The organism is Amycolatopsis vancoresmycina (assembly GCF_000716785.1).
Classification (GTDB): domain Bacteria; phylum Actinomycetota; class Actinomycetes; order Mycobacteriales; family Pseudonocardiaceae; genus Amycolatopsis; species Amycolatopsis vancoresmycina.
Window position 1 is genome coordinate 99,695 of record NZ_JNYY01000015.1, and the last position, 22,682, is coordinate 122,376.

Consider the following 22,682-nt stretch of genomic DNA (forward strand, 5'->3'; position numbering starts at 1 on the left):
GAGGAACGGCATGGAGATCTCGCGCAGGAGGTTCATCGGCTCGGTGGCCGCGGCGTCGGCCTGGGGAGCGCTTTCTCTCACCGGCGCGCCGGGCGTCGCGAACGCGGCGAGCCCGCCCGGCGACGTCGTCGGCAAGATCACCGTCGGTTACCAGGGCTGGTTCGCCTGCGCCGGGGACGGCGCCCCGATCAACGGCTGGTGGCACTGGGGCCAGGACTGGGGCCGGACGCCGTCGCCGGGCAACAACGTGATCAAGGCGTGGCCGGACATGCGCGAGTACACGCGCAGGTACCCAACCGCGTACGGCAACTTCGGCAGCGGCGAGCCCGCGACCCTGTTCTCGTCGTACGACCAGCAGACCGTCGACACGCACTTCCGGTGGATGGCGGAGAACGGCTGCGACACCGCCGCGCTGCAGCGCTTCAACCCCAACAGCGCCGAAGGTGCGACCCGCGACGCGATGGCCGCGAAGGTGCGCTTCGGCGCCGAAGCGCACGGCCGGAAGTTCTACATCATGTACGACGCCACCGGCTGGGCGGCCATGCAGTCCGAGATGAAGGCCGACTGGACGGCGAAGATGTCCGCCCACACCGCCTCCCCGGCATATGCCCGGCAGAACGGCAAACCGGTGGTCTGCATCTGGGGTTTCGGCTACAACGACGGCAACCACCCCTGGGACGCGAGCACCTGCCTCGACGTCGTGAACTGGTTCAAGGGCCAGGGCTGCTACGTGATCGGCGGCGTCCCGCGGGAATGGCGGACCAGTGACGGCGGTTCCCGCCCCGGGTTCGGCGGCGTTTACCGCGCTTTCAATATGATCTCACCGTGGATGGTCGGGGCCATCGGCAACGCCGGTGACTCGGACTGGATGTACCAGAACCTCAACGTCCCCGACGTGGCCGACTGCGCCGCCAACGGCATCGACTACCAGCCGTGCGTGCTGCCCGGCGACGTCTCGGGCCGCCAGCGCGCCCACGGCGACTTCATGTGGCGCCAGTTCTACAACATGATCCGCGCCGGCGCGCAGGGGCTGTACATCTCGATGTTCGACGAATACGGCGAAGGCAACCAGATCGCCAAGACGGCGGAGAACGCGTCGATGACACCGGCCGGCTCCGGCCTGCTCGCCCTCGACGAGGACGGCACCGCCTGCTCCGCGGACTACTACCTGCGCCTCACCGCCGACGGCGGCCGGATGCTCAAGGGGCAGCTCGCCCTGACGGCGGTGCGGCCCACACCGCCGGTCCTGCCGTCCACCGGTTCGACGGATCTGGCCCGCGCCAAGGTCACGGCCGAAAGCAGCCACGTCCAGGGCTATGTCTCCGGCAATGCCGTCGACGGAAATCCGGGTACCTACTGGGAAAGCGCGAACAACGCGTTCCCGCAGTGGATCCAGGTCGACCTCGGCGCGGCGACGACGGTGAGCCGGATCGTGCTGGCCGTGCCGCCCGCTTGGGGCGCGCGGACCCAGACCCTGTCGATCGCCGGCTCGGCCGACGGCAGCACGTTCGACACGTTGGTCGCACCGGCCGGGCACACGTTCGACCCGGCAACCGGCAACAGCGTCACGATCACCGCGTCCGCCACCGGCCGGCGGTACCTCCGCCTCGCCTTCACCGCCAACACGGGCTGGCCCGCCGGGCAGCTGTCCCGGCTGGAGGTCTACGCCTGAAGCGCGTTGCGCACCGACACTCCCGTGATGATATTGGACACCTACAATGGGAGGGGCACGAGAGGAGGCGGCAATGGCTGTCGACGTGCAGTCCGAGATCGTGATCGACCGCCCTCGCGACGAGGTCGCCGAATACGCGATCGATCCGTCCCACGCGCCGGACTGGTACGCCAACATCGAATCCGTGGAATGGGAGACCCCGGCGCCGCTGGGCGTGGGCTCGCGGCTCGCGTTCGTGGCGCGGTTCCTGGGGCGCCGGCTGGCCTACACCTACGAGATCGTCGAGCTGGTTCCCGGTGAGCGGCTGACGATGCGCACGGCCCAAGGTCCGTTCCCGATGGAGACGACCTACACCTTCGCCGCACACGGAAACACCGGCACTCACATGACCTTGCGCAACCGGGGAGAACCGAAGGGATTCTCGACGATCAGTGCGCCGCTGATGACCACGGCGATGCGCCGGGCCAATCGCAAGGACCTGGCAACCCTCAAGGCGCTGCTGGAGCGAGGTCCCTCATCGCCCGCGAGCTGACCGAACTCCTCTGTAACGCCTGACCCCGGTCGAGGCACTGAGTCTGCCGTCACCACTCTTTCGACGGCACAGCGTGCCCGACCACCGGAGGCGTTACATGACGGAGAACGTGCCCGGCGCCGTCCGTGACCGGCAGAGCGCGTGATGCACGAGTGGACCGTGCGGGCGGCGATCCTCGCCGACCTGGCGGGCATCGCCCGGGTCGCGGGCCTGAGCGGCCTGGGCCGCCACGAAACCGGCGCCGATCCGGACTACGTCCGCCACCTGCTGGCGCACGGACGGCTCGCCGTGGCCGAAGCCGCGACCGGGGAGATGCTCGGCTACGCCGCCACGATCCCGGTCGGCGACCGCACCATGCTGACGGATGCGTTCGTCGTGCCCGGCAGGCAAGGCGCGGGCGTAGGCGGTGCGCTGCTGGACGAAGTCCTCGCGCCCGGCGCGCCCCGGATGACGTTCAGCTCCCAGGATCCCCGGGCCATCGCCGCCTACAGCCGACGCGGCCTCTCGGCCACCTGGCCGCTGCTCTACCTCCGCGGCAACCCCGGGAAACTCGCGACGCCGGCCGGGTGGTCCGTCGAGGCGACCGACCCAGCACGAGCGGCGCTCACCGAACGGCAGTTGACCGGCACCGATCGCAGCGCCGACTACGAGTACTGGAGCAATCGCCCGGACGGCGCCGCGTTCGTGGTGCGCGCAGCGGACGACGTCGTCGCAGCGGGCTGCCTCGGCGGTGGCGGCGATGAATTCGGGCTGACCCATCTGCGCTGCGCACCCGAAGCCGACGCCACCGGCGCCGTCGTCACCGCCCTGACATCGGTGCGAAGTCCCGCGCTGGTGTGCCTGCCCGCCACGCACGCCGCTGTTTCCCATCTGCTCGAAGCGGGTTTCGCCATCACCGACTTCGACCTGTTCATGACCACCGAACCCGCCCCTGCCCCCGGCCACGGCGTGTTTTCGCCGGGCCTGTACTGAGGAGCCGTCATCGCTGCCGACCGAGCACCACTCTTCTGCGACACCGCACTGGCCGAGCGCATCGAGCGGGCCGAGGCTCAGCTCATCGCCCAGTGCAGCGAAGCCACCCACCGCCGGGCGGACACCGCCGGTTTCGTCCTGCCGATCGCGGGCGGCGTGGCGAGCTTCGCCGAGACCGGTTCACCCTGCAACAAAGTCGCCGGCCTCGGCTTCGGCGGTGTCCCGACCGAGAGCGAACTCGGCGAGATCGAACAGGCCTTCGCCGCCTTCGACGCGCCCACGCAGATCGAACTCGCCCACGTCGCCGACCCCGCGATCGGCACCCTGCTCACCGGCCGCGGCTACCGGCTCGAATCGTTCGAGAACGTCCTCGGCCTCGCCCTCGACGACCGGCATCAGCGCGTCGCGCCACCCGGAATCGAAATCCGGCCCAGCGGCGACGACGAGTTCGAAACCTGGCTCGAAATCATGGCCGACGCCGTCGCCCGGCCCGACACCCAAGGCGTGCCCTGGCACGAGGAATTCCCGCGCGAGGTCTACCTGAACGCCGAACGCGACTTCGCCACCGCCGGGGTGACCCGCTACGCGGCCCTGCGCAACGGCGTCCTCGCCGGTGGCGCCGGCCTCCGCGTCGCAGACGGCATCGCGCAGTTCGCCGGCGCGGCGACCACCCCGGCACATCGCCGCCAGGGCATCCAGTCCGCGCTGCTCTCGGCCCGGCTCGCCGATGCCGCGGCAACGGGGTGCGACGTCGCGGTCATCACGACCCAGCCCGGGTCGAAGTCCCAGCAGAACGCCCAACGCCGGGGCTTCGACCTCCTCTACGCCCGCGCGATCCTGGTGAAGCAGCCCTGACGAGGATGCCCCGCCGGAGCGTCGTCAGCAGATCGCGACGACGCTGTTCCACCAGGTCCACACACCCGGTGAGGTCTGGAGAATGATGTGCCAGAACCGGAACGTGCTCGGCACCGGGTAGTTGCGGTAGTAGGTGCTGGTCTGGCCGACGAAGTCGTACGACGCGATCTTCCCGTTGACGACCGCGGCGAACGTGCCGGGCGCGGTGCACTGGTCCTGGCCGTACTGTTCCGTCGCCGTGATGGTCACCGGACCGGGGTTGATGATGATCGGGTCGTAGGGGCAGATCGTCCGGTCGGCGGACGTGAAGTACCCACGAGAGCCGACGCCTTCGGAGTGGAGGTAGTACTCGACGGTGTGGGTGCCGTAGACGTGGGTGCCGACGAACATGTGGGTCCGGTACGGCGGGACGGTCTCGCTCCAGCTGAGCCGGTCGCAGATGTTGATCGTGGACGTGGCGGCCGCCGGGGTGGCCCCGAGCAGCGCGCCGAGTGTGACGAGCACGACGAGGATGCCGATTCCGCGTTTCATGACGTTTCCTGGGGGAGTCGGTGAAGAGCCCGATGAAATCGCGCGGCCGCTGTCCTCATTCATAGGGGGTGGGTGCCCGGTCGCGCTACCGCCGTGCGGCGGATCTTCGGTCGCTCGACGGAGAAGGTGACGGACACGCCTTCGATCAGCCAGCCTTGGGCCGCGGCCTGGCAGGTGCGTGCGCAATTCAGATGAGCTTCGAGGTACGCCCACAAAGGCTCAGGTTCGGGCGGAAGGTTGTCAGTCATGGCGTGTCATACCTGTTTCGCGGTCACGGCTTTCGCCGGTGCACGACGTGTCACGAAGTCGTGCAGGAACGCTGCGACCAGGCCGCCCGCGAGGGGCGCGGCGAGGTATACGACCAGCTGCGACCAGGGCACGCTCCGGCCCGTCAGAAACAGCACGACATCCGGGCCGACGGTGCGGGCCAGGTTCACCGATGCGCCGGTGAGCGGTCCGAACACCATGATCTGGGCGGCCAGCGCCAAGCCGATGCCGAGCCCGTGCACGCCGCGTGGGGCGTCCGGCGAGACGGCCAGCGCGAACACGGCGGTGACCAAGATGAAGGCCCCCAAGGCTTCCGCGAGCATGGCCTGTCCTAATGAGACACTCGGTCCGAAGGTCGTCGCGCCGAGGCCCGCGTCGAGTGCCGTGCCCGTATACGCCGCATAGACCAGTACCGCGGCGAGGATTCCGCCGAGAAGCTGAGCCACCAGGTATCCCGGAACCTCGCGCCAGGCAAACCTGCCGCGCGCGGCCAGGGCGACGGTGACGGTCGGATTGAAGTGGCCGCCGGATGTCGCGCCGAAGGCGTAGATGGCCACGGCGAGCGCGAGACCGTGCGCCAGCGCGACGATCAGCAGCCCACCGCCGCCGGCCGAGGCGGCTTTGACCGCCACGGCTGCGCCGATACCGAATGTGCACAAGATTGCGGTGCCTGCCAGTTCTGCGATCAGCCGGCGAACCAGTGCGACGTGCACGGTGACGAGTCCTCTCCTACCGGGGCAGCGACGTGGCCCAATGGACGTGCTGGCGTCTCCAACCTGCCGCGAGCCGACGTCGCGGCATACCGCCGAACCCAGTGAAGAGTCTTACGGATCCCTTACGCGACAACGTCGCTCACTCGGCGGCACCATTTTTCGCGCCGTCGTGCGAGCTGTCGAATCCCGCCGTGGCCGGCTCGGTGGCGATGGCGCGCCCGATGCCCGAGACCGCTCCGGTGACCAGGGTGCGGGCCGTAACGGCGGCGGAGCCGGCCCGGGGCGCCGGTCGTACTTCCGGGCGATCCGGGCCGGCCGGTCGTTTCGTACCATCAGCGGGTGAACGCCGTGCTCCGCTCGCTGTGGGACGAACCCCGGCCGCCCGATCCGCCGTCGCGGGTGTGGCGCGACTGGGCGCTGCTGGGTGTGCTCGGGACGGCGGTGCTGCTCGAAGGCCTGTTCCGGCCGGACATGCCGTGGCGGGTCCTGTCCGTGGTCGTCGCCGCCGCGCTGGTGCCGGCCCTGCTGTGGCGCCGGACCAGGCCGTTGCCGGTGTTCCTGGTCGCCTCCGGCACCACGGCCGTGGTCACGCTGCTGACCGGCGGGGCCGCCCCGTCGGCGTACGCGACGGCCGGGCTGCTGCTCCTGCCGTACGCGCTGGCGCGGTGGGGCTCCGGGCGCGAGATCGTGCTCGGGCTGGGGACCGTGCTGCCCGAGACCGCCCTGCCGGTCGCGCTCGGGCAGAAGAGCGTTGCCGACGCGGCGGGCGGGCTGGTCGTGCTGTTCGCGACCGTCGCGCTGGCCGCCGCGTTCCGGTACCGGGCACGGGCGCGGCTGCGGGAACTGGACCAGGCCAAGCTGCTCGAGCGGGAACGGCTGGCGCGCGACCTGCACGACACGGTCGCCCACCACGTCTCGGCGATGGCGATCCGCGCCCAGGCCGGCCTCGCGATGATGCCGTCGCAGCCGGACGCCGCGGCCGAAGCGCTGCAGCTGATCGAAGCCGAAGCCGCGCGCGCCCTCGACGAGATGCGCACCATGGTCCGCGTCCTGCGCCGCGACGAGCCGGCCGACCTCGCCCCGAACCCGCGGATCGCCGACCTGGAGAACCTCGCCAGCCGGGCCCGGCCGTCCGTCGACGTGACGGTCACCGGCGACCTCGGCGACCTGCCACCGTCGATCGGCAGCGCGATCTACCGCCTCGCCCAGGAATCGGTCACGAACGCCCGGCGCCACGCCCGGCACGTCACCCGGATCGAGGTCCGGGTCACGGCCGACGACACGGCGGTGCGGCTGCGCGTGAGCGACGACGGGGACCCCGGCCACCCGGGCTCGCCCGGCTACGGGCTCGCCGGGATGATCGAGCGGGCGGGCCTGCTCGGCGGGACCTGCGAAGCGGGCCCGAACCCGGGGCGCGGCTGGACCGTCACCGCCGTCCTGCCCCGCGGCGGGGCGGCGGCATGACCATCCGCGTGCTCGTCGCCGACGACCAGGAGATCGTCCGCACCGGCCTGACGATGCTGCTCGGCGTCCAGCCGGACATCGAGGTCGTCGGCGAGGCCGCCGACGGGGAGGCGGCCGTCGAGCTGGCGCGGCGCCTGCACCCGGACGTGTGCCTGTTCGACATCCGCATGCCCGGCACCGACGGCATCGAGGCCACCCGCCGCCTGGCCGGCCCCGGCGTCGAGGACCCGATGGCCGTCGTCGTCATCACCACGTTCGACCTCGACGAGTACGTCTACGCGGCGCTGCGGGCGGGAGCACGGGGGTTCCTGCTCAAGAACGCGGGCACGCAGCTGCTCGCCCAAGCCGTCCACGCCGCCGCGACCGGCGACGCCCTGATCGCGCCCAGCGTCACCGCGCGGCTGCTCGACGCCTTCGCGGGGACCGGGGTGCCGAACCAGCCCGTCGAACCCCTCACCGACCGTGAAGAGCAGGTCCTGCTCAGCGTGGCGCGCGGGCGCACCAACCGCGAGATCACCGAGGAGCTCTACATCACGCTGAGCACGGTCAAGACCCACATCGCGAGCCTGATGGCGAAGCTCGGCGCCCGCAACCGCGTCGAGATCGCCATCTGGGCCTACGAAACCCGCCGCATCGGCGGCGCGGCACCCCCGCCACGCCGAAAGTACTAGAGCCGGGCCGTACTTGAGGCCGGTCGAGGTCCGGCCCTCGGACCGATGAACCGCGGGCCGTCGGCGGTCATGCTGGGCGAAGCCGTCCACACATGACCTCCGAGAGGGGTTTTTCCTTGCTGCCGAACAAAAAACCGGAGTGGCTCGTCCCGGCGGGACTGCTGCTGCTCAGCGCGATCCCGGTGGCCGCGGGTTCCGCGCGCGTGGCCGAACTGGCCGGCGGTGCGCGGGTCACCGCGGACAACGCGCGGTTCTTCGCCATGCCGCTGCCCGTCGTGCTGCACATCTTCGGCGCGAGCATCTTCTGTGTCCTGGGCGCCTTCCAGTTCGTCCCGGCGTTGCGCCGGCGCAGGCCCCGCTGGCACCGGGTCGCCGGACGGCTGCTGGTGCCGTGCGGGCTGGTCGCGGCGCTGTCCGGACTGTGGATGACGCTGGGCTACGAGCTCCCGCCGGGCGACGGCGACCTCCTCATGGTGTTCCGCCTGCTCTTCGGCACGGCGATGGCCGGGTCGATCGTCCTGGCGACGGTCGCGATCCGCCGTCGCGACGTCCGGCGGCACCGGGTGTGGATGACCCGCGGGTACGCGATCGGGCTGGGCGCGGGCACGCAGGTGCTCACGCACGTTCCGTGGGCCCTGCTGGTGGGCGTGCCCGGCGAGGTCACCCGGGCGATGCTGATGGCCGCGGGCTGGGTGATCAACCTGGTCGTGGCCGAGTGGGCCCTGCGCCGACGACCGCGCGCGGCCGTGATCAATCCGCAGATGCGGTCATTACTGCCCTGAGATGATGCTTTTGCGCATCGTATGCCCACGGTAGCGTGCAGCCCTGGCTCTCTGCACCGGCTCGTCGCGGCGACGGTCAAGACGCGCCTGTCCGGTGGCCACGAGCTGACCGCGTCGACCCGGGAGGCCGTCGCCGAGCTGGGGCTGGCCGAGGGGAGCCCGGTGGTGGCGCTGGTCAAGTCGGCGGAGATCTCGCTGGCGACCGGCTGACCCGCCCCGGCTCCCGATCCACCATAACGCCGTTTCCACGGACCTGTCCGCCGGTTCGTGCCGCAGTTGCGGCCGAGCTGTGCCCGAACGGTGGATGCGCGCCGGTCGCGCGCCGACTTAGCGTGGAACGATGGCCGACCTCCTGGTCACGGGCGACGGCGCCCGGCGAACCATCGCGATCGACGAACTGCGCGCCCGCGCGCTGGTGCGCCTCGACGTCGACTACGTGACCCGCCGCAAGCGGGAGCGGCACGAGGTCCAGGGCGTCCACCTGTACGACGTGCTCCGGGACGGTCCGCTCCCGCTGGACCCGAAGCACAAGATGTCCGGCCTGACCGTGGTGGTCGTCGCGGTCTCCGCCGACGGGTTCCGGGTGGTGCTGTCGCTCGCGGAGATCGACCCCGAATTCGGCCACTGCGCGGCGTTGCTGGCGACCCGCTACAACGGTGAGCTGCTCACCCGCCCGACCCTGGTGATGCCCGGTGACCTGCGGGCCAGCCGGTACGTCCGCGACGTGGCCCGGTTGTGCCTGCTCCGCGTCGAAGCCGACGAACGGCAGGCAGACCGCGTGCTGCCCCGAGCCCACGGCTAACCTTTCCGACTCATGGAGCCAGGACTGGACGCCGAACGGCTGGCGCTGGGCACCTTGTGCGCGGAACTGCCGGCACTCCGCGAAGAGTGCCTCGCACTGGGTGCGAAGGAGCAACACCTGCTGACCCGCATCGAAGCCGAGGCGCGGGCCCGCCGGCCCGTCACGGACCTGCTGCGGGAACTCGTCGGGCCGGACGTCGTGCGCGGTCTGAGCACCGGACTGCCGGGCGCGGGCCCGGGACGCGCCGACGACGAGCGGTTCGGGTGCCCGGACGGCGCCTGCGACCGGCTGGCGCACACCGTGCCGGCCGGCCCGGTGCCGCGGTGCGCGGTCACCGGCCGGTCGATGACCCGTCGCTGACGGCTCTTCCGGCGAACGCCACCGGCGCGGCGCCGCCGGCCACTAGGCTCGTGCGGTGCTTGCTGGTCCGGAGGTGAGGCGGCGGTCGTGGGCAGGTTCTTCGAGGAGCTGGCGAAGAAGCTGGCGGAACGGTGGCTCGCGCTCCTGGTGCTGCCCGGTGCGGGATTCCTGGCGGTCGCGGCGGTGGGCGGGTGGCAGCGCCACCGGGCCGCCCTGGACTGGTCGCGGTTCCGCCAGGGGACCGGCACCCTCACGGCGGCGGTCTCGCGGCTCCCGGTGGGCTTCCAGCTCGTGCTGCTGGTCGTCGTGCTGCTCGGCGCGGCCGGGGTCGGCCTGGCCGTGCAGGCCATGGCGGGCCTGACGCGGCTGGTCTGGCTCGGCCGCTGGCCGGCGCCCCTGCTGCGGTGGCGGGTGCGGGCGCGCCGGCGGCGCTGGCTCGACCTGGTGGGGCGGCGGCGAGCCGTGAGCGGGGAAGCGCCCGAGCGCCGGGCGACCGCGGATCGCCTCGCCGGGAAGGCCAACCGGATCGCGCTCGCCGAACCCGGCCGTCCGACGTGGATGGGCGATCGCGTGCACGCGGTGGAACAGGTCGCGCTGGCCCGGTTCGGCCTGGACCTGACGTTCGGGTGGCCGCGGCTGTGGCTGGTGCTGCCGGACACCGTGCGGGCGGAGATCACCGCGGCCGAGGCGAGTTTCGCGGCCGCCGTCGCGACCGGCACGTGGGCGCTGCCGTACCTGGCGCTGGCGGTCTTCTGGTGGCCGGCGGCGGTGGCGGCGCTGGCGTTCGGCGTCACCGGGTGGGCGCGCGCCCGCGCCGCGATCGGCGACCTGGGTGCGCTGTCCGAGGCCGCGGTGGACCTGCACGGCCGCACGCTCGCGCGGGCGCTCGGCGTCGGCGATCCGGACGAACCGGGGGTGCTCACCCCCGAGCAGGGCAGGAAGATCACCGAGATCGTCCGGAAAGGACGATGACGTTCGCTGGGGGAACGGTGGAAGCCGAAGAAAGCCCGCTCATGCAGTGGAAGCTGACCGAGCACGGCCCGCTGGACGAGCAGGTGCACATCCAGGTCGGCACGCGGGGACGCGAGTACTACGTGGACCACACGGGCTTCGGCGACCGGTCGTTCCCGGACAAGGGAACGGCCTGGGACGCGATCAAGGACCTGATGCGCCGCCACCGCGGGACGTGGCGCGAAACCCCGTGCGACCGCACGCCGTTCGAGGAACTCCGTCCGCCGGACGGCTCCCGGGTGCTCTACGACACCGGCGGCAACTGCCTGTTCGGGCACTGGGGCGAGGACAAGGACGACCGCTGGAACCGGTACCTCGACGCGCTGGACGGCGGCCGCACCTTCCACCTGACCGAGGCGCACGCGCTGTTCGGGGGCGGCATCGAGGCGGTGACGTACACGGAGCCGGACACCGGTGCCGAGCGGCACGCCGTGACGACCGCGGTGGACCCGGGCTCGGACTACTGCGTCGTCGACTACCCAGACCGGGAGGCCGCGGCCGCGGCGTACGAGAAGGAGGTGCACGGCCACGCGGACGGGGAATTCGGCTACCGGGCGAGTGACCTGCCCGAGATCCCGGTCGATCCGGACTCCCGGCTCCCGAACGATCTGCGGATGCTGGACGACGGCACGGTGATAGCCGAAGCCGACTACGAGTACCTGTACGGCCCGCCGCCCAGCCGGATCACCTGGCCCCGCACGCCGTCCTCCGTGCCGCCCGGACGCGTGCGCGGCATGACGGCCGCGCCCCGGGACTGGGGACCGGGTGAGGCCCGCGTCGAAGACGTCACCCCGGCGGCGTGGCACGAGGAGAACCCGGGACTGCGGTCCAAGGCCCTGGCGCTCCTCGCCCTCGCGGACGGGCGGGTGCTGCTCGCCTCCGGGCACGACGGCACCGCCCGCGTGTGGAGCGCCCGGGACGGCGGGCAGCTGCGCGATGTGGTCGGGCACAGCGAATGGGTGCTGTCGGTCGCGCTGGTCGTGCTCGGGGACGGCCAGGTCGTGCTGGCCACCGGCGGGAAGGACGGGCTGGCCCGGCTGTGGACGGTGCAGGAGGGCCTGCCGGTGCGGGAGCTCGAGGCGCACCGCTCGCCGGTCAACGCGGTCGCCTGGGTCTGCCCACCCGGCGAGGTCCCCCGGCTGGTCACCGGGAGCGACGACGCGACGGTGCGCGTGTGGGATCCGGACACCGGCCGCGAAGTCGCCACGTTCGAAGTCGGCGAGCCGAGCATCGACATCGTGTGCTCGGTCGCCACCGCCGTGCTGCCCGACGGGCACGTGTGCGTCGTGGCCGGGACCGACGACAGCATGACGGCGTCGGTGCACGTCTGGGACGTCACGGCCGGGCAGCGGCTGCACCGGTTCACGATCGAGCGGGACGACGACGGTATCCGCGGGCCGCGGGTGGCCGTCGTGACGCTGGCCGACCGGTCGTTCCGCGTCGCCGTGGCGGTGGGCGGCACCGTGCGGGTGTGGGACGGGCTGACCGGCGAGGTCGTGCGGACGTCGTCCCTGCCGGCCGCGCGCGAGTCGGCGGTGGCGATGGCGGTGCTGCCCGACCTCCGGGTGGCGGTCGCGGCGACGGACGGCGGACGCACCGTCGTCTGGGACGCCGAATCCGGGGCGCAGCTGGCCACGGCGACGAGCGGACGGCCGGCTTTCCCGCCCGCGGTCGCCCTCGCGGCCCGGCCGGACGGCGGGTTGCTGCTGGCGGTGGGACGCCGGGACGGCGCACCGGCGCAGCTGCTCCGGCTCGATCTCTGAAGGAGCCGCCGATGCAGATCGACGAGCTGATCGCCCGCGTAGCGGACTGGCTGGCGCCGGGGGCCCCGCTGTTCGGGCCGGACGCGGAAACCGAGTCCGCGGCACTGTGGCGGACCGTGCGCGCGATCGACCGCGCCACGGCTCCGCCGCCGCTCGCCGACCGGCTCCACCAGGCCCACGTCCTGCTCGGGCGGTTCCACCACCTGCGGTACCGGGCCCGGCGAGAGCCCGTGGACCTGGCGAAGGCCGTGGTGTGCCTGGAGTTCGTCGCCGGCGACCACCGGTACGTGCCACCGGACCTGGAAGCCCTCGTCGGCCGGTTCACCGATCCGGCCGAGCAGGCGGAGGCCGGAACCGGCCTGCTCGCGGCGTCACTGGCGAATCCGGCGGAGGCGTTGCTGGACGCGGGCATCCAGCTCGTCACGCCGTCCGCACCGGACCGGCCGGACCTGTTGTCCGTGCTGTGCCTCGCGCATCGGCGCCGTTACGAGCGGTCCGGCTCGAGCACCGACCTCGAACGGGCCATCGAGACCGGCGAGCAAGCCGTGGCACTCGCGCCGGAGGCCGAAACGTGCGCTCGCCTGGCCGAGGCCTACCGGTGCCGTTACGCGCTGCACGCCGATCTCCCGGATCTGCAGCGCGTGATCGACCTGCTCGAACAGGGGGCGCACCCGGACGACCGGGTGCTGGCCACGGCCTACCGGCTCCGCTACGACCGGACCGGCGAGGCCGGGGCGCTGGACCGGGCCGTGGTCCACGGCGAGCGAAGCGCGGACGCCGTCGAATTGAGCGTCACGTTGCTGCGCCGCTTCCGCCGGGACAGCTCGCTGCCGGACCTGGTGCGCGCGGCCGCGCTGGCCGCCGCCGAGCCTGAGGTGGCCACCGGGCACGCGGCCGAGATCGCCGCGGTGTTCCTGGCCAAGCACGAATACGGCGGCGAGCGGGCGGACCTGGAGCGCGCGGTGCGTCTCGGCGAGCAGGCCCTGGCCGCACTCCGGGACGACGACCCCGGCCGGCCGGAGCTGCTGCGCATGGCCGCGGTGGCCCGGCATCGCCGCTACCTGAGCGAAGGGTCCGAATCGGACCTGGAGCGCGCGACCACCCTGGCCCGGTGGGCCCACGGCGGCTTCCCGGCCCACCAGCCCGGCCGGGCCGAAGCCGCGGTGACGCTCGCCGCGATCCACCTGACCCGGCACGCCCGCAGCGGGGTCCGCGCCGAACTGGAGCGCGCGGTCGAGCTGGCCGAGCGCCTCGTGACCGACGGCTGCCCGCCGGAGTGGACGGCGACCCTCAGCCGCGCCTGTCACGCGCGCTACCGGGTCACGGCGGTCCGAGCGGACCTGGACCGCGCGATCGAGCTCGGGGAACGCGCGGTGTCCGCCACCGACGTGGCCCGGCCCGCCCGCCTCGCCGACCTGGCCGCGGCCTACCGCACCCGCTTCGGCGCCGGCGACCTGAGCCGGGCGGTCGAGCTGGGCACCCAAGCTGTCGACGGAACGCCGGAGGAGCACGTCGACCTGCCGTGGCGCCGGTCGGCGCTGGCGGAGGCCCGGCTGGACCGGTACCGGGTGGAGCGGGACGTCGCCGACCTGACCACGGCCGTGGAGCTGAGCGAACGAGCGTGGCGGCACGCGGACTCGAACGGCACCGAGCACCCGGGAGGGATGCGGCTGGCCGCCATCTTCGCCGAGGCATTGCTCGCCCACGTGGAAAACGGCGGGCCGCTGCAGCCGGAACTGCTCCGGGAACTCGTGCGGAACGTCACCGGGTCGCGCGCGGCGTCCCCGGTGGACCAGGTGGCCGCCCGGCAGGCGGTCGGTGAGCTCGCGCTGGCCGCCGGGCAGCCGGGCGTCGCGGCGCCGGTCCTGGACTCGGCGATCGCCCTGCTGCCGTCCCTGCCGCCCCGGGAGGCCGGCTGGGCGGACCGGCAGCAGCGCGTGGGCGACCGGCTCGGCCTGGTCCAGGCGGCGGTGTCGGCGCACTGCGCGACCGGCGACCCGGCGCGGGCGATCGAGACGGCGGAACTGGGCCGCGGGGTGCTCCTGGCGGCGGAGGCGAACACCCGCGCCGATTTCGCCGGACTGTCCGAACGGCACCCCCGGGTGGCCGACCGGTTCGAGTGGGTGTGCGAGCGGCTCAGCACGCCCGGCTTCCCGGCCGGCGAGCGGAAGCGGTGGTGGTCGGACTACGACGCTCTCCTCGTCGAAATCCGCGCCCTGCCGGGCTTCGAGGAGTTCCTCACCGCACCGCGGGAGCCCGGCCTGCGGCCGGAGGTGGGCACGGCGGTGCTCGTCAACGCGGGCCGAAAGGGCGGCCACGCGGTCCTCGTCCGCGCCGACGCCGCCCCCAGCACGGTCGCGCTGCCCGGCCTGCGCGACGTGGACGCCCGGGTGGCGGCGCTGCTGGACGCGGTCGCGGACGAGTCACTGACCGGCCGGCTGCGCCGCCGCCGCGTCGTGCCGGAGACGCTGACGTGGTTGTGGGACGCGGTCGTCGAACCCGTGGTGCAGGCGTTGCCCCCGTCCGGCGCACCCCATCGGGTGTGGTGGGTGCCGACCGGCGCACTCGGCTTGCTGCCGCTGCACGCGGCGGGCCACCCGGGGGAGCCGGGCGCCCTCGACGCACTGGTGTCGTCGTTCGTCCCGTCGTTGCGCGGATTGCGCGACGCCCGCAGGAGGCCACCGGCCCAGGGCCGCCGCGGCCTCGTCGTGGCAATGCGGCACACACCGGGCCACCCGGACCTCCCCGGCGCGGCAGCCGAAGCGGAGTCCCTGCCCGGATTTCCTTTGCGCGACAACGACGCGGTCACCGGTGAGGTGCTCACGGCCTTGACGAAGTCGACGTGGGCCCATTTCGCGTGCCACGCGATCACGGACCCGCTTTCCCCGGCCGAAGGCGGCCTGCTCCTCCACGACCGCATCCTGAGGTTGCCGGAGATCGGCGCCCTGCGCCTGGAGGAGGCCGAACTGGCCTACCTGTCGGCGTGCGCGACGGCCAACCACGGCGTCCGCCACGCCGATGAGGTGCTGCACCTGGCATCGGCGTTCCAGCTGGCGGGGTTCCGGCACGTGGTGGCCACCTTGTGGCCGCTGGGGGACGAGATCGCCACGGCGGCGGCCCAGTCGTTCTACGACGGATTGCCGACTACGCCGGTCGCCGACAACGCGGCGACAGTCTTGCACCGGGTGACCCGTGAGTTGCGGGCGGAGCACCCGGACCGGCCGGACCTCTGGGCCGCCCTTGTGCACAGTGGCCCCTGAGTGGTCCGGGGATCAGGCCCGCCGCAGGGCCGATGGTCCCTCACCGCGGTGACCGACGGCCCCGGCGCCGGTGGCGTTCGACGGCGGTGGCGGCTACCCCGTCCGCGCTTTGCTGGGCACACCACGAACCGGCACCCCGGCTGTCGGCTCGTGGTGCCGGCGGAGAGCTCCTTCGTGGGCACGGGACCGAACGACGCCGGCCTGAAGCCCGGTGAACCGGAGCGTGCCGAAGCGTGGGGTGCGGCGCTGATCCGCGCCGGTTCCTGACGAACGCCTGGAGGCAGCGCGGTGAATCCCCCAGCACTGACCGGTACGGCGGAGTGTCACGCGCTGCCGGTGTCCGCCGTCGCAGCGCGGCTCGGGGTCGACCCCGAGCGGGGGTTGAGCACTGAAGAGGCCGAGGCGAGGTTGGCGCGCTTCGGCGACAACGTCGTGCGCGTGCCCGCCGGGCCGGGACCGGTCCGGCGGTTCCTGGCGCAGTTCCACAACCCGCTCATCTACGTCCTGCTGCTGGCGGGCGTGGTGACCTGGGTGTTCGGCGGGCACGTCGACGCCGGCGTGATCGCCGGGGTCGTCCTGCTCGACGCCGTCGTCGGGTTCGTGCAGGAGTCCCGCGCCCAGCGAGCGCTGGACGCACTGTCCAAAATGGTCCCGGTGATGGCGACGGTCGTCCGGGACGGGGTCGCGCACCGCGTCCCCGCGGCGCGGCTGGTGCCGGGCGACGTCGTGGAGCTCGCCGCGGGCGACCGCGTGCCCGCCGAGGTCCGGCTGGCCGAAGCGCACCAGGCCGAGGTCGACGAGTCCGCACTGACCGGCGAGTCCGTGCCGGTGGTCAAGGGCACCGGCGTGGTGCCGCCGTCGGCTCCGGTCGCCGACCGCAGCGGCTCGGCGTACTCGGGAACGCTGGTGACGAGGGGGCAGGCCCGCGGGCTGGTCACCGCGACCGGCGGCGCCACGCAGCTGGGCGGCATCCAGCACCTCGTAGCCACCGCCGAGGTCGTCGAGACGCCGCTCACCCGCAAGCTCGCGCGGTTTTCGCGCCAGCTGAGCGTGGGGATCGTCGCGGTCTCGGCCGCGGCCTTCGTGCTCGGCGTCCTGCGGGGCACGCCGGTGCCGGAGATGTTCACCGCGGTGGTCGCCCTCGCCGTCGGCGCCATTCCCGAGGGGCTGCCGGCCGCCGTCGCGATCGTGCTGGCCATCGGCGTCGTCCGGATGTCGCGGCGCGGCGCGGTCGTGCGGCACCTGCCCGCGGTCGAGACGCTCGGCGGCACGACGGTGATCTGCACGGACAAGACCGGCACCCTGACCCGCAACCGGATGACGGTGACGACCCTGGCGGCGGCCGGCGAACCGGTTCCGGTGGCCGAGGCGGGGGAAACGCTGCGCGAGTGCCTGGTCGCCGGCGTCCTGTGCAACGACGCGGAGCTCGGCGAAGGTGATCCCACCGAAATCGCATTGCTCGGTTCGGCGATCGCGGCGGGGCTGGACCCGGACGCGATCCGGGCGGCCGCGCCGCGCACGGACACCGTGTCGTTCGAGTCCGAAACCCGGACGATGACGACGGTCCACAGTGGAGTCACCTACCGCAAGGGCGCGGTCGAAGAGGTCGCGAGCCGCTGCGAGGACGAAATGGTGCCCGGCGGTGATGTGCGTCCGCTCGACCGGGACGCGCTGGACCGGGTGCACGGATCGCTGACCGCGCAGGGCCTGCGTGTGCTGGCGTTCGCCCGGATCACCCCGGGGACCACGCCGGTCCTGCTGGGCCTGCAGGCCATGCACGACCCGCCGCGGCCGGAGGCGATCACCGCGGTCGCGGCCTGCCGGAGCGCGGGCATCGACGTCAAAATGATCACCGGTGACCACGCCGGAACGGCCCGCGCAGTCGCCGGCGCCGTGGGACTTGCTTCCGGCCGGGTCCGCACCGGCGCCGAGCTGACCGCGTTGCCGGAAGCGGAGTTCGACGAGACGGTGGCGGATACACAGGTGTTCGCGCGGGTGTCGCCGGGGCAGAAGCTCGACCTGGTCCGGGCGTTGCAGCGGCGCGGGCACGTGGTCGCCATGACCGGCGACGGGGTGAACGACGCGCCGGCGCTGCGCCGCGCGGACATCGGCGTCGCGATGGGCAAGGGCGGCACCGACGCGGCCCGCCAAGCCGCGGACATGGTGCTGACCGGCGACGACTTCGCCTCGATCGAGGCGGCCGTGCGGGTGGGCCGCGGCGTGTTCGACAACCTGCGCAAGTTCATCGCCTGGACGCTGCCGGCCAACATCGGCGAGGGCATGGTGGTGCTGGTGGCGATCCTGCTCGGCACGACACTGCCGATCGTGCCGGTGCAGATCCTGTGGATCAACATGACGACGGCGGTGTTCCTGGGCCTGACGATGGCGTTCGAGCCGGCCGAGCACGGCGTGATGCGGCGCCCACCGCGCCCGCCCGAACGCCCGCTGTTCACCGGCGCCCTCCTGCGGCGGATCGTGCTCGTGTCGCTGCTGCTGGTCGTGGCGGCCTTCGGCGCGTATCGCCTGTACCTCGGTTCGGGGGCTTCGGTGGCGGAGGCCCGGACGACCGCGATCAACGTGTTCGTCGGCGTCCAGGCGGCTTACCTGCTCAGCTGCCGCTCGCTCGACCGCCCGGTGCTGCGGGCGTGGCCGGGGCACAGCCGGATGCTGGTTCTGGGCCTGGGCTCGACGGCCGGGCTGCAGCTGCTGCTGACGTACGTGCCGGCGATGAACACGTGGTTCCACACCGCGCCGGTGGGGGTGTCGTCCTGGCTGGGCGTGCTCGGTGCCGCCGTGGTGGCGTTCGCGGTGGTGGAGGCGGACAAGCTGCTGTGGCGCCGGTACGCGGCGCGAGCGGCCGAAGGTCACCGGACGCGGGGACGAACGACCGCAGCGGTCGCGTCCTCGCGAGCCCTACCTTCGGGTTCACGAACTGGCCCTTCGGGAGGGAACGTCATGAGCGCAACCGGAAACGCGCCGATCGTGGTGGCCGTGGACGGCTCGGAATCGGCCGCCGCGGCGGCGCTGTGGGCGGCGGGGGAAGCGGCCCGGCGGCACGCTTCGCTGCTCGTCTTCACCGCTTACGGCTACGAAGACACCTCGTTCGGCGGGAAGGTCTACCCGCCGTCGGACTGGCTGGCGGTCAAGGAGGCCGAAGCCGACGAGGTGCTGCGCCACACGCGGGCGACCCTCGAAGCGGCCGTCCCGGGGCTGGCGGTCGACATCGAGGCCAGTGCCCGCGGGCCGGTCCCGGCGCTGCTCGCGATGTCCGCCCGGGCCCGGCTGCTGGTCACCGGCGCGCCCGTCGGCCCGATCGCCGGGCTGTTCAGCGGGTCTCCCGACGTCGACCTCGCCGCCAAGGCCCACTGCCCTGTGGTCGTGGTGCGCGGCAGGGAGAGCGTCGACGGCCCGGTGGTCGTGGGTGTCGACGGCAGCCCGCTGAGCGAAGCGGCGATCGCCTGGGCGTTCGAGGAGGCAACGCTGCGCAATGCACCGCTCGTGGCCCTCCACATATGGCACGACGGCGACGGCGCCGGGCTGTTCAGCGACGGCAATGTCGCGTTCCAGGGCGAGTCCCTGGAGGACTCCGGCCGGCGGCTGCTCGCCCAGCGGCTGGCCGGGTGGCAGGAGAAGTACCCGGACGTGGCGGTGGAACGCCGCGTCGAGCACGACAAGCCGCGCCACCGCCTGCTGTCCGCGAGCCGCGACGCGCAGCTGGTCGTCGTCGGCAGCCGCGGCCGCGGTGGCTTCACCGGGCTGGTCCTCGGCTCGACGAGCCAGGCCCTGCTGCACCACGCGGGCTGTCCCGTGCTGGTCGTCCGCACCGAGAACGCCTGAAGGAGTGCCTGCCATGACCACGGTTTCCGCGGTGATGACCGCCGACCCGATCACCGTCTCCCCGCAGACGCCGTTCAAGGACATCGCCGGGCTGCTGACCGGCAACGGGATCAGCGCGGTCGGGGTGATCGACCGGACGGGCACGCTGGTCGGCGTCGTCTCGGAAGCGGACCTGCTGCCGCACCTGTGGGACGACCCGAAACCCCGCCGCCGCGCCCGCAGGCTGGCGCGCAAGGCGACGGCGTGCACGGCGAAGGACCTGATGACCAGCCCGGTCGTCACGATCGACGCGGATGATTCGCTGGCCGTCGCGGCGGCAAAATTCGCGCGCACCGGTGTCCGCCGGTTGTTCGTGCTGCGCAACGGAAAGCCGGCGGGCGTGGTGTCCCGCCGTGATCTGGTCCGTGTCTTCACGCGCGGCGACGCGGACCTCGAACGCGAGGTGTGCGCCCGGATCCGGCAGCTGGGCTGGGGACCCGACCGGGTCGGGGTGGAGGTGCGCGCCGGAGTGGTGACGGTGGTGGGCCGCGTGGAGCGGCGCAGCGACATCGACCCGGTGACGCGGTCGATCGGCGACCTGCCGGGAGTGGTGGAGATCCGCAACCGCCTCGACTACGTCTGGAACGACGTGGCTTGAGCGGTGCGAGGAAAGGCCGTCCCGCTGCGCGCGTTCTTGAACCGGTTCGTGCCCGCGATGCCACGCGGACAGGCGGATTTGGTCCCCGGTGAAAGGGACTTCGGGCCCTGACCGGCGAGTACCCGCCCCACCCATGCTGAACCTCCCGGACAGCAGGAGGAACTCATGACCGCAAACCGGCCGGTGCTCGCCGGGGTGGATGCCTCGGCACCGTCGTTGGCCGCCGTCCGCTGGGCGGCGCGGGAAGCGGGGCGGCGCGATACCATCCTGCGCCTGCTGCACGCCTGCGTCTTCGAGGAGACCCACGACCACGACGAACTCCTGCTGGAGCACGTCGACCGCCGGCTGCGCCGCGCGGCCGGGATCGCCCGCGACCAGGCGCCCGGCGTGCGGGTCGAGACGGCGGTGCGGCTCGGGCTCGCCGCCGACCTGCTGCTCGAAGAGGCGGTGGACGCGGCACTCGTCGTCCTCGGTTCGCACGGCCTCGGTGGCTGGCGCGGCGCGCTGATCGGTTCGGTCGCGCTGCGCGTGGCTGCCGAAGCGCCGTGCCCTGTCGTCGTGGTGCCCGGGCACCAGCCGACGCGGACGGGACCGGTCGTCGCCGGGATCGACCGGTCCGAGTCGAGCGAGCACGCCCTGCGGTTCGCCTTCGAAGAGGCGGCCGCGACGCGGGCGCCCGTGCTGGTCGTGCACGCCGGGGACGACGACGCCGGCCTGGTGGCCCGGGTCGCCGCCTGGCGCCGCGAGTACCCGGACCTCGAGGTCCGCACCGAAGTGGTGCCGGAGCGGGTCCCGGCCCGCGCGCTGGAACACGCCGCCCCGGACGCCCGGCTGATCGTCGTCGGCACGCGGGGGCGCGGCCCGGTCGCCGGCGGAATCCTCGGCTCGACCGGCAACGCCCTGCTCTCGCGGGCGGTCTGCCCGGTCGCGGTCGTGCACTGAACGCCTGAGGAGAGGAGCCGTCGTGAAAGCACGCGACATCATGACGAGGCCGGTGGTCCGGGTCCGGCCCGCGACGCCGGTCCGCGAAGCCATCGTGCTGCTCACCGAGCACTGCGTCGCGGCGCTGCCGGTGGTGGACGAGGACGACGCGGTGCTCGGCGTGTTCACCGAAGCCGACGCGCTCCGCAGCGGCCTCACCGGTGGGGCGCCCGACGTGCTGGTGGCCACGATGATGACCGCGCCGGCGGAGACGGTGCGGCTGGACACGGACATCAGCGAGATCGCCCGGCGCATGCTGGGCGACCGGCGCCGCAGCATTCCGGTCGTCGACGACGAGGGCGTCCTCGCCGGCATCGTCAGCCGCCGCGACATGCTCAGCCCTCTGGTGCGCCAGGACGACTCGATCGCTTCGCACCTCAACGCCTTGCTCACGGACTACAGCGGGAACCGCGACCGCTGGGCGGTCTCGGTCACCGGCGGGATGGTGACCATTCGCGGCGCCTTCGCCGACGAGGCCGAGCGCCGGGTCGTGGCGGCGCTGGCGAAGACGGTCTGCGGCGTCGTCGGCGTGGAGCTGGGGGAAGAAGCGTCGGTGCGGACGTGAAGATCCCCGAACGGGGCGAGTCCGGCGGTACATCCACGAGGAGGCTGGCCATGTCCGGGTTCGTTGACGGCGCTGTCGTCGCCGGGATCGACGGCTCCGCGTCCGCGGTGCAGGCCGCGGTGTGGGCAGGCGGGGAAGCCGTCCGCCGCGGGCGTCCGCTCCGGCTGGTTCAGGTCTACGCGCTGCCGCAGGTGAAGGCACCCGTCGCGTTCGGTACCCATGAGCAGGTGCGAGCCGGGTTGGCCGAGCGGGCCGAGGGCTGGCTGGCCGATGCGAAGGCCGCCGTGCTCGCCGGGCACCCCGGTCTGGAGTTGGTCACCGCGGCCCGCGAATGGAGCCCGGTCACGGCGCTGGTTCAGGAGTCGCAGCACGCCGAGCTGGTCGTGCTCGGCTCGCGGGGGCTGGGCGGGTTCACCGGCGTGCTCGTGGGCTCGACCGCCGTCGCGGTGGCCGCGCACGCGCACTGCCCGATCGTCGTCGTCCGCGGCCGGAACCCGCACGAGCTGCCGCCGCGCACCGGGCCGGTGGTCGTCGGCTCCGACGGTTCCCCGGACAGCGAGGCCGCGATCGCGTTCGCCTGCGAGGAGGCGCGGCTGCGGGACACGGCGCTGGTCGCGGTGCACGCCTGGAGCGACGTCCTCGCCGACGGCATGCTGCGCCCGCACCCGCTGCAGGAGAACGCGGCCGAGATCGAGGCCGCCGAGCGCGGCAAGATGGCCGAGCAGCTCGCCGGCTGGCAGCGCAAGTACCCGGGGCTGGCGATCGAGCTGGAGGTCGTCCGCGGCCGCCCGGTGCGCACGCTGCTGGAACGCGGCGAGGCCGCGCAGCTGATCGTGGTCGGTTGCCGCGGCCGCGGCGGGTTCACCGGCATGCTGCTCGGCTCGACGAGCCAGGCGCTGATCGCGCATTCGCCGTGCCCGGTGGCGGTCGTGCGGCCGGGCGGGAGCACGAAATGAACTCCGCTCGGAGCGCTGCGGGCCGTTGAGCGCCAGTTCGGGACTTCGTCC

Annotated in this window: 20 protein-coding genes and 1 pseudogene; 19 read left to right on the forward strand and 2 right to left on the reverse strand. The window is 73.0% G+C overall.

Annotated elements, in window-relative coordinates; translation table 11 throughout:
- Window positions 1–10 precede the first annotated feature (10 nt).
- From OO60_RS31670 to OO60_RS31685, 4 genes are all read left to right on the forward strand, one after another.
- On the forward strand, window positions 11–1,672 hold the full coding sequence (locus OO60_RS31670) for a glycoside hydrolase family 99 protein (RefSeq protein ID WP_033262706.1): 1,662 nt from the start codon (window positions 11–13) through the stop codon (window positions 1,670–1,672).
- 73 nt (window positions 1,673–1,745) lie between these two features.
- A complete protein-coding gene (locus OO60_RS31675; protein WP_003104636.1) occupies window positions 1,746–2,204 on the forward strand; it encodes an SRPBCC family protein in 459 nt (152 codons plus the stop codon).
- A gap of 144 nt (window positions 2,205–2,348) precedes the next feature.
- Complete coding sequence (locus tag OO60_RS31680) at window positions 2,349–3,176, forward strand: GNAT family N-acetyltransferase (RefSeq protein ID WP_003104635.1); 828 nt, start codon at window positions 2,349–2,351, stop codon at window positions 3,174–3,176.
- Between the two features lie 156 nt (window positions 3,177–3,332).
- A complete protein-coding gene (locus OO60_RS31685; protein WP_003104632.1) occupies window positions 3,333–4,031 on the forward strand; it encodes a GNAT family N-acetyltransferase in 699 nt (232 codons plus the stop codon).
- 24 nt (window positions 4,032–4,055) lie between these two features.
- Here OO60_RS31685 and OO60_RS31690 read toward each other — a convergent pair whose 3' ends face one another.
- Window positions 4,056–4,562 (reverse strand): hypothetical protein, encoded by a 507-nt coding sequence (locus OO60_RS31690; protein ID WP_003104630.1) that lies wholly within the window; start codon window positions 4,560–4,562, stop codon window positions 4,056–4,058.
- Between the two features lie 254 nt (window positions 4,563–4,816).
- On the reverse strand, window positions 4,817–5,542 hold the full coding sequence (locus OO60_RS31695; RefSeq protein ID WP_003104629.1) for an MIP/aquaporin family protein: 726 nt from the start codon (window positions 5,540–5,542) through the stop codon (window positions 4,817–4,819).
- A gap of 339 nt (window positions 5,543–5,881) precedes the next feature.
- On the opposite strand from OO60_RS31695, the gene OO60_RS31700 reads away from it, so the two are divergent.
- From OO60_RS31700 to OO60_RS31765, 15 genes and pseudogenes are all read left to right on the forward strand, one after another.
- Window positions 5,882–7,006: a sensor histidine kinase gene (locus OO60_RS31700; RefSeq protein WP_003104617.1), complete on the forward strand. Its 1,125-nt coding sequence runs from the start codon at window positions 5,882–5,884 to the stop codon at window positions 7,004–7,006.
- Entirely contained in the window at window positions 7,003–7,677 is a 675-nt protein-coding gene (locus tag OO60_RS31705) for a response regulator (RefSeq protein WP_003104615.1), read from the forward strand. Before OO60_RS31700 ends, OO60_RS31705 begins: the two co-directional genes overlap by 4 nt.
- Window positions 7,678–7,793: 116 nt before the next feature.
- A complete protein-coding gene (locus OO60_RS31710) occupies window positions 7,794–8,459 on the forward strand; it encodes a DUF2306 domain-containing protein (RefSeq protein WP_003104613.1) in 666 nt (221 codons plus the stop codon).
- Window positions 8,460–8,480: 21 nt separating this feature from the next.
- The gene (locus tag OO60_RS31715; protein ID WP_003104610.1) at window positions 8,481–8,669 is read left to right on the forward strand and encodes a TOBE domain-containing protein; all 189 of its coding nucleotides are present in this window, start codon (window positions 8,481–8,483) and stop codon (window positions 8,667–8,669) included.
- A 130-nt stretch (window positions 8,670–8,799) separates the two neighbouring features.
- On the forward strand, window positions 8,800–9,261 hold the full coding sequence (locus tag OO60_RS31720; RefSeq protein WP_003104608.1) for a molybdopterin-binding protein: 462 nt from the start codon (window positions 8,800–8,802) through the stop codon (window positions 9,259–9,261).
- A 12-nt stretch (window positions 9,262–9,273) separates the two neighbouring features.
- The gene (locus tag OO60_RS31725; RefSeq protein WP_003104605.1) at window positions 9,274–9,621 is read left to right on the forward strand and encodes a hypothetical protein; all 348 of its coding nucleotides are present in this window, start codon (window positions 9,274–9,276) and stop codon (window positions 9,619–9,621) included.
- Between the two features lie 87 nt (window positions 9,622–9,708).
- Window positions 9,709–10,593, forward strand: coding sequence for a hypothetical protein (locus OO60_RS31730; protein WP_033262708.1), 885 nt, complete (start codon window positions 9,709–9,711; stop codon window positions 10,591–10,593).
- Window positions 10,590–12,395 (forward strand): WD40 repeat domain-containing protein, encoded by a 1,806-nt coding sequence (locus OO60_RS31735; RefSeq protein WP_156081336.1) that lies wholly within the window; start codon window positions 10,590–10,592, stop codon window positions 12,393–12,395. Before OO60_RS31730 ends, OO60_RS31735 begins: the two co-directional genes overlap by 4 nt.
- Window positions 12,396–12,406: 11 nt before the next feature.
- Window positions 12,407–15,655, forward strand: a complete 3,249-nt coding sequence (locus OO60_RS31740) for a CHAT domain-containing protein (RefSeq protein ID WP_033262709.1) — start codon at window positions 12,407–12,409, stop codon at window positions 15,653–15,655.
- Between the two features lie 336 nt (window positions 15,656–15,991).
- Window positions 15,992–18,475 (forward strand): annotated as a pseudogene (locus tag OO60_RS31745) (cation-translocating P-type ATPase); the annotation flags it as partial.
- 135 nt (window positions 18,476–18,610) lie between these two features.
- Window positions 18,611–19,492, forward strand: a complete 882-nt coding sequence (locus OO60_RS48465; RefSeq protein ID WP_063749434.1) for a universal stress protein — start codon at window positions 18,611–18,613, stop codon at window positions 19,490–19,492.
- 13 nt (window positions 19,493–19,505) lie between these two features.
- On the forward strand, window positions 19,506–20,129 hold the full coding sequence (locus OO60_RS31750) for a CBS domain-containing protein (protein ID WP_033262710.1): 624 nt from the start codon (window positions 19,506–19,508) through the stop codon (window positions 20,127–20,129).
- Between the two features lie 165 nt (window positions 20,130–20,294).
- Window positions 20,295–21,071 carry a universal stress protein gene (locus tag OO60_RS31755; protein ID WP_003061222.1) on the forward strand — a complete coding sequence of 259 codons (777 nt, stop codon included), beginning with the start codon at window positions 20,295–20,297 and terminating at the stop codon, window positions 21,069–21,071.
- A 22-nt stretch (window positions 21,072–21,093) separates the two neighbouring features.
- Window positions 21,094–21,675: a CBS domain-containing protein gene (locus OO60_RS31760; RefSeq protein WP_003061225.1), complete on the forward strand. Its 582-nt coding sequence runs from the start codon at window positions 21,094–21,096 to the stop codon at window positions 21,673–21,675.
- A 50-nt stretch (window positions 21,676–21,725) separates the two neighbouring features.
- On the forward strand, window positions 21,726–22,631 hold the full coding sequence (locus OO60_RS31765; RefSeq protein WP_003061228.1) for a universal stress protein: 906 nt from the start codon (window positions 21,726–21,728) through the stop codon (window positions 22,629–22,631).
- Window positions 22,632–22,682 lie beyond the last annotated feature (51 nt).

Excerpts from the sequence above, each read along its gene's own strand:
- OO60_RS31670 (WP_033262706.1), top strand. The coding sequence starts at position 11 with ATGGAGATCTCGCGCAGGAGGTTCATCGGCTCGGTGGCCGCGGCGTCG.
- OO60_RS31675 (WP_003104636.1), top strand. The coding sequence starts at position 1,746 with ATGGCTGTCGACGTGCAGTCCGAGATCGTGATCGACCGCCCTCGCGAC.
- OO60_RS31680 (WP_003104635.1), top strand. The coding sequence starts at position 2,349 with ATGCACGAGTGGACCGTGCGGGCGGCGATCCTCGCCGACCTGGCGGGC.
- OO60_RS31690 (WP_003104630.1), bottom strand. The coding sequence starts at position 4,562 with ATGAAACGCGGAATCGGCATCCTCGTCGTGCTCGTCACACTCGGCGCG.
- OO60_RS31705 (WP_003104615.1), top strand. The coding sequence starts at position 7,003 with ATGACCATCCGCGTGCTCGTCGCCGACGACCAGGAGATCGTCCGCACC.
- OO60_RS31715 (WP_003104610.1), top strand. The coding sequence starts at position 8,481 with ATGCCCACGGTAGCGTGCAGCCCTGGCTCTCTGCACCGGCTCGTCGCG.
- OO60_RS31720 (WP_003104608.1), top strand. The coding sequence starts at position 8,800 with ATGGCCGACCTCCTGGTCACGGGCGACGGCGCCCGGCGAACCATCGCG.
- OO60_RS31725 (WP_003104605.1), top strand. The coding sequence starts at position 9,274 with ATGGAGCCAGGACTGGACGCCGAACGGCTGGCGCTGGGCACCTTGTGC.
- OO60_RS31735 (WP_156081336.1), top strand. The coding sequence starts at position 10,590 with ATGACGTTCGCTGGGGGAACGGTGGAAGCCGAAGAAAGCCCGCTCATG.
- OO60_RS31740 (WP_033262709.1), top strand. The coding sequence starts at position 12,407 with ATGCAGATCGACGAGCTGATCGCCCGCGTAGCGGACTGGCTGGCGCCG.
- OO60_RS48465 (WP_063749434.1), top strand. The coding sequence starts at position 18,611 with ATGAGCGCAACCGGAAACGCGCCGATCGTGGTGGCCGTGGACGGCTCG.
- OO60_RS31750 (WP_033262710.1), top strand. The coding sequence starts at position 19,506 with ATGACCACGGTTTCCGCGGTGATGACCGCCGACCCGATCACCGTCTCC.
- OO60_RS31755 (WP_003061222.1), top strand. The coding sequence starts at position 20,295 with ATGACCGCAAACCGGCCGGTGCTCGCCGGGGTGGATGCCTCGGCACCG.
- OO60_RS31765 (WP_003061228.1), top strand. The coding sequence starts at position 21,726 with ATGTCCGGGTTCGTTGACGGCGCTGTCGTCGCCGGGATCGACGGCTCC.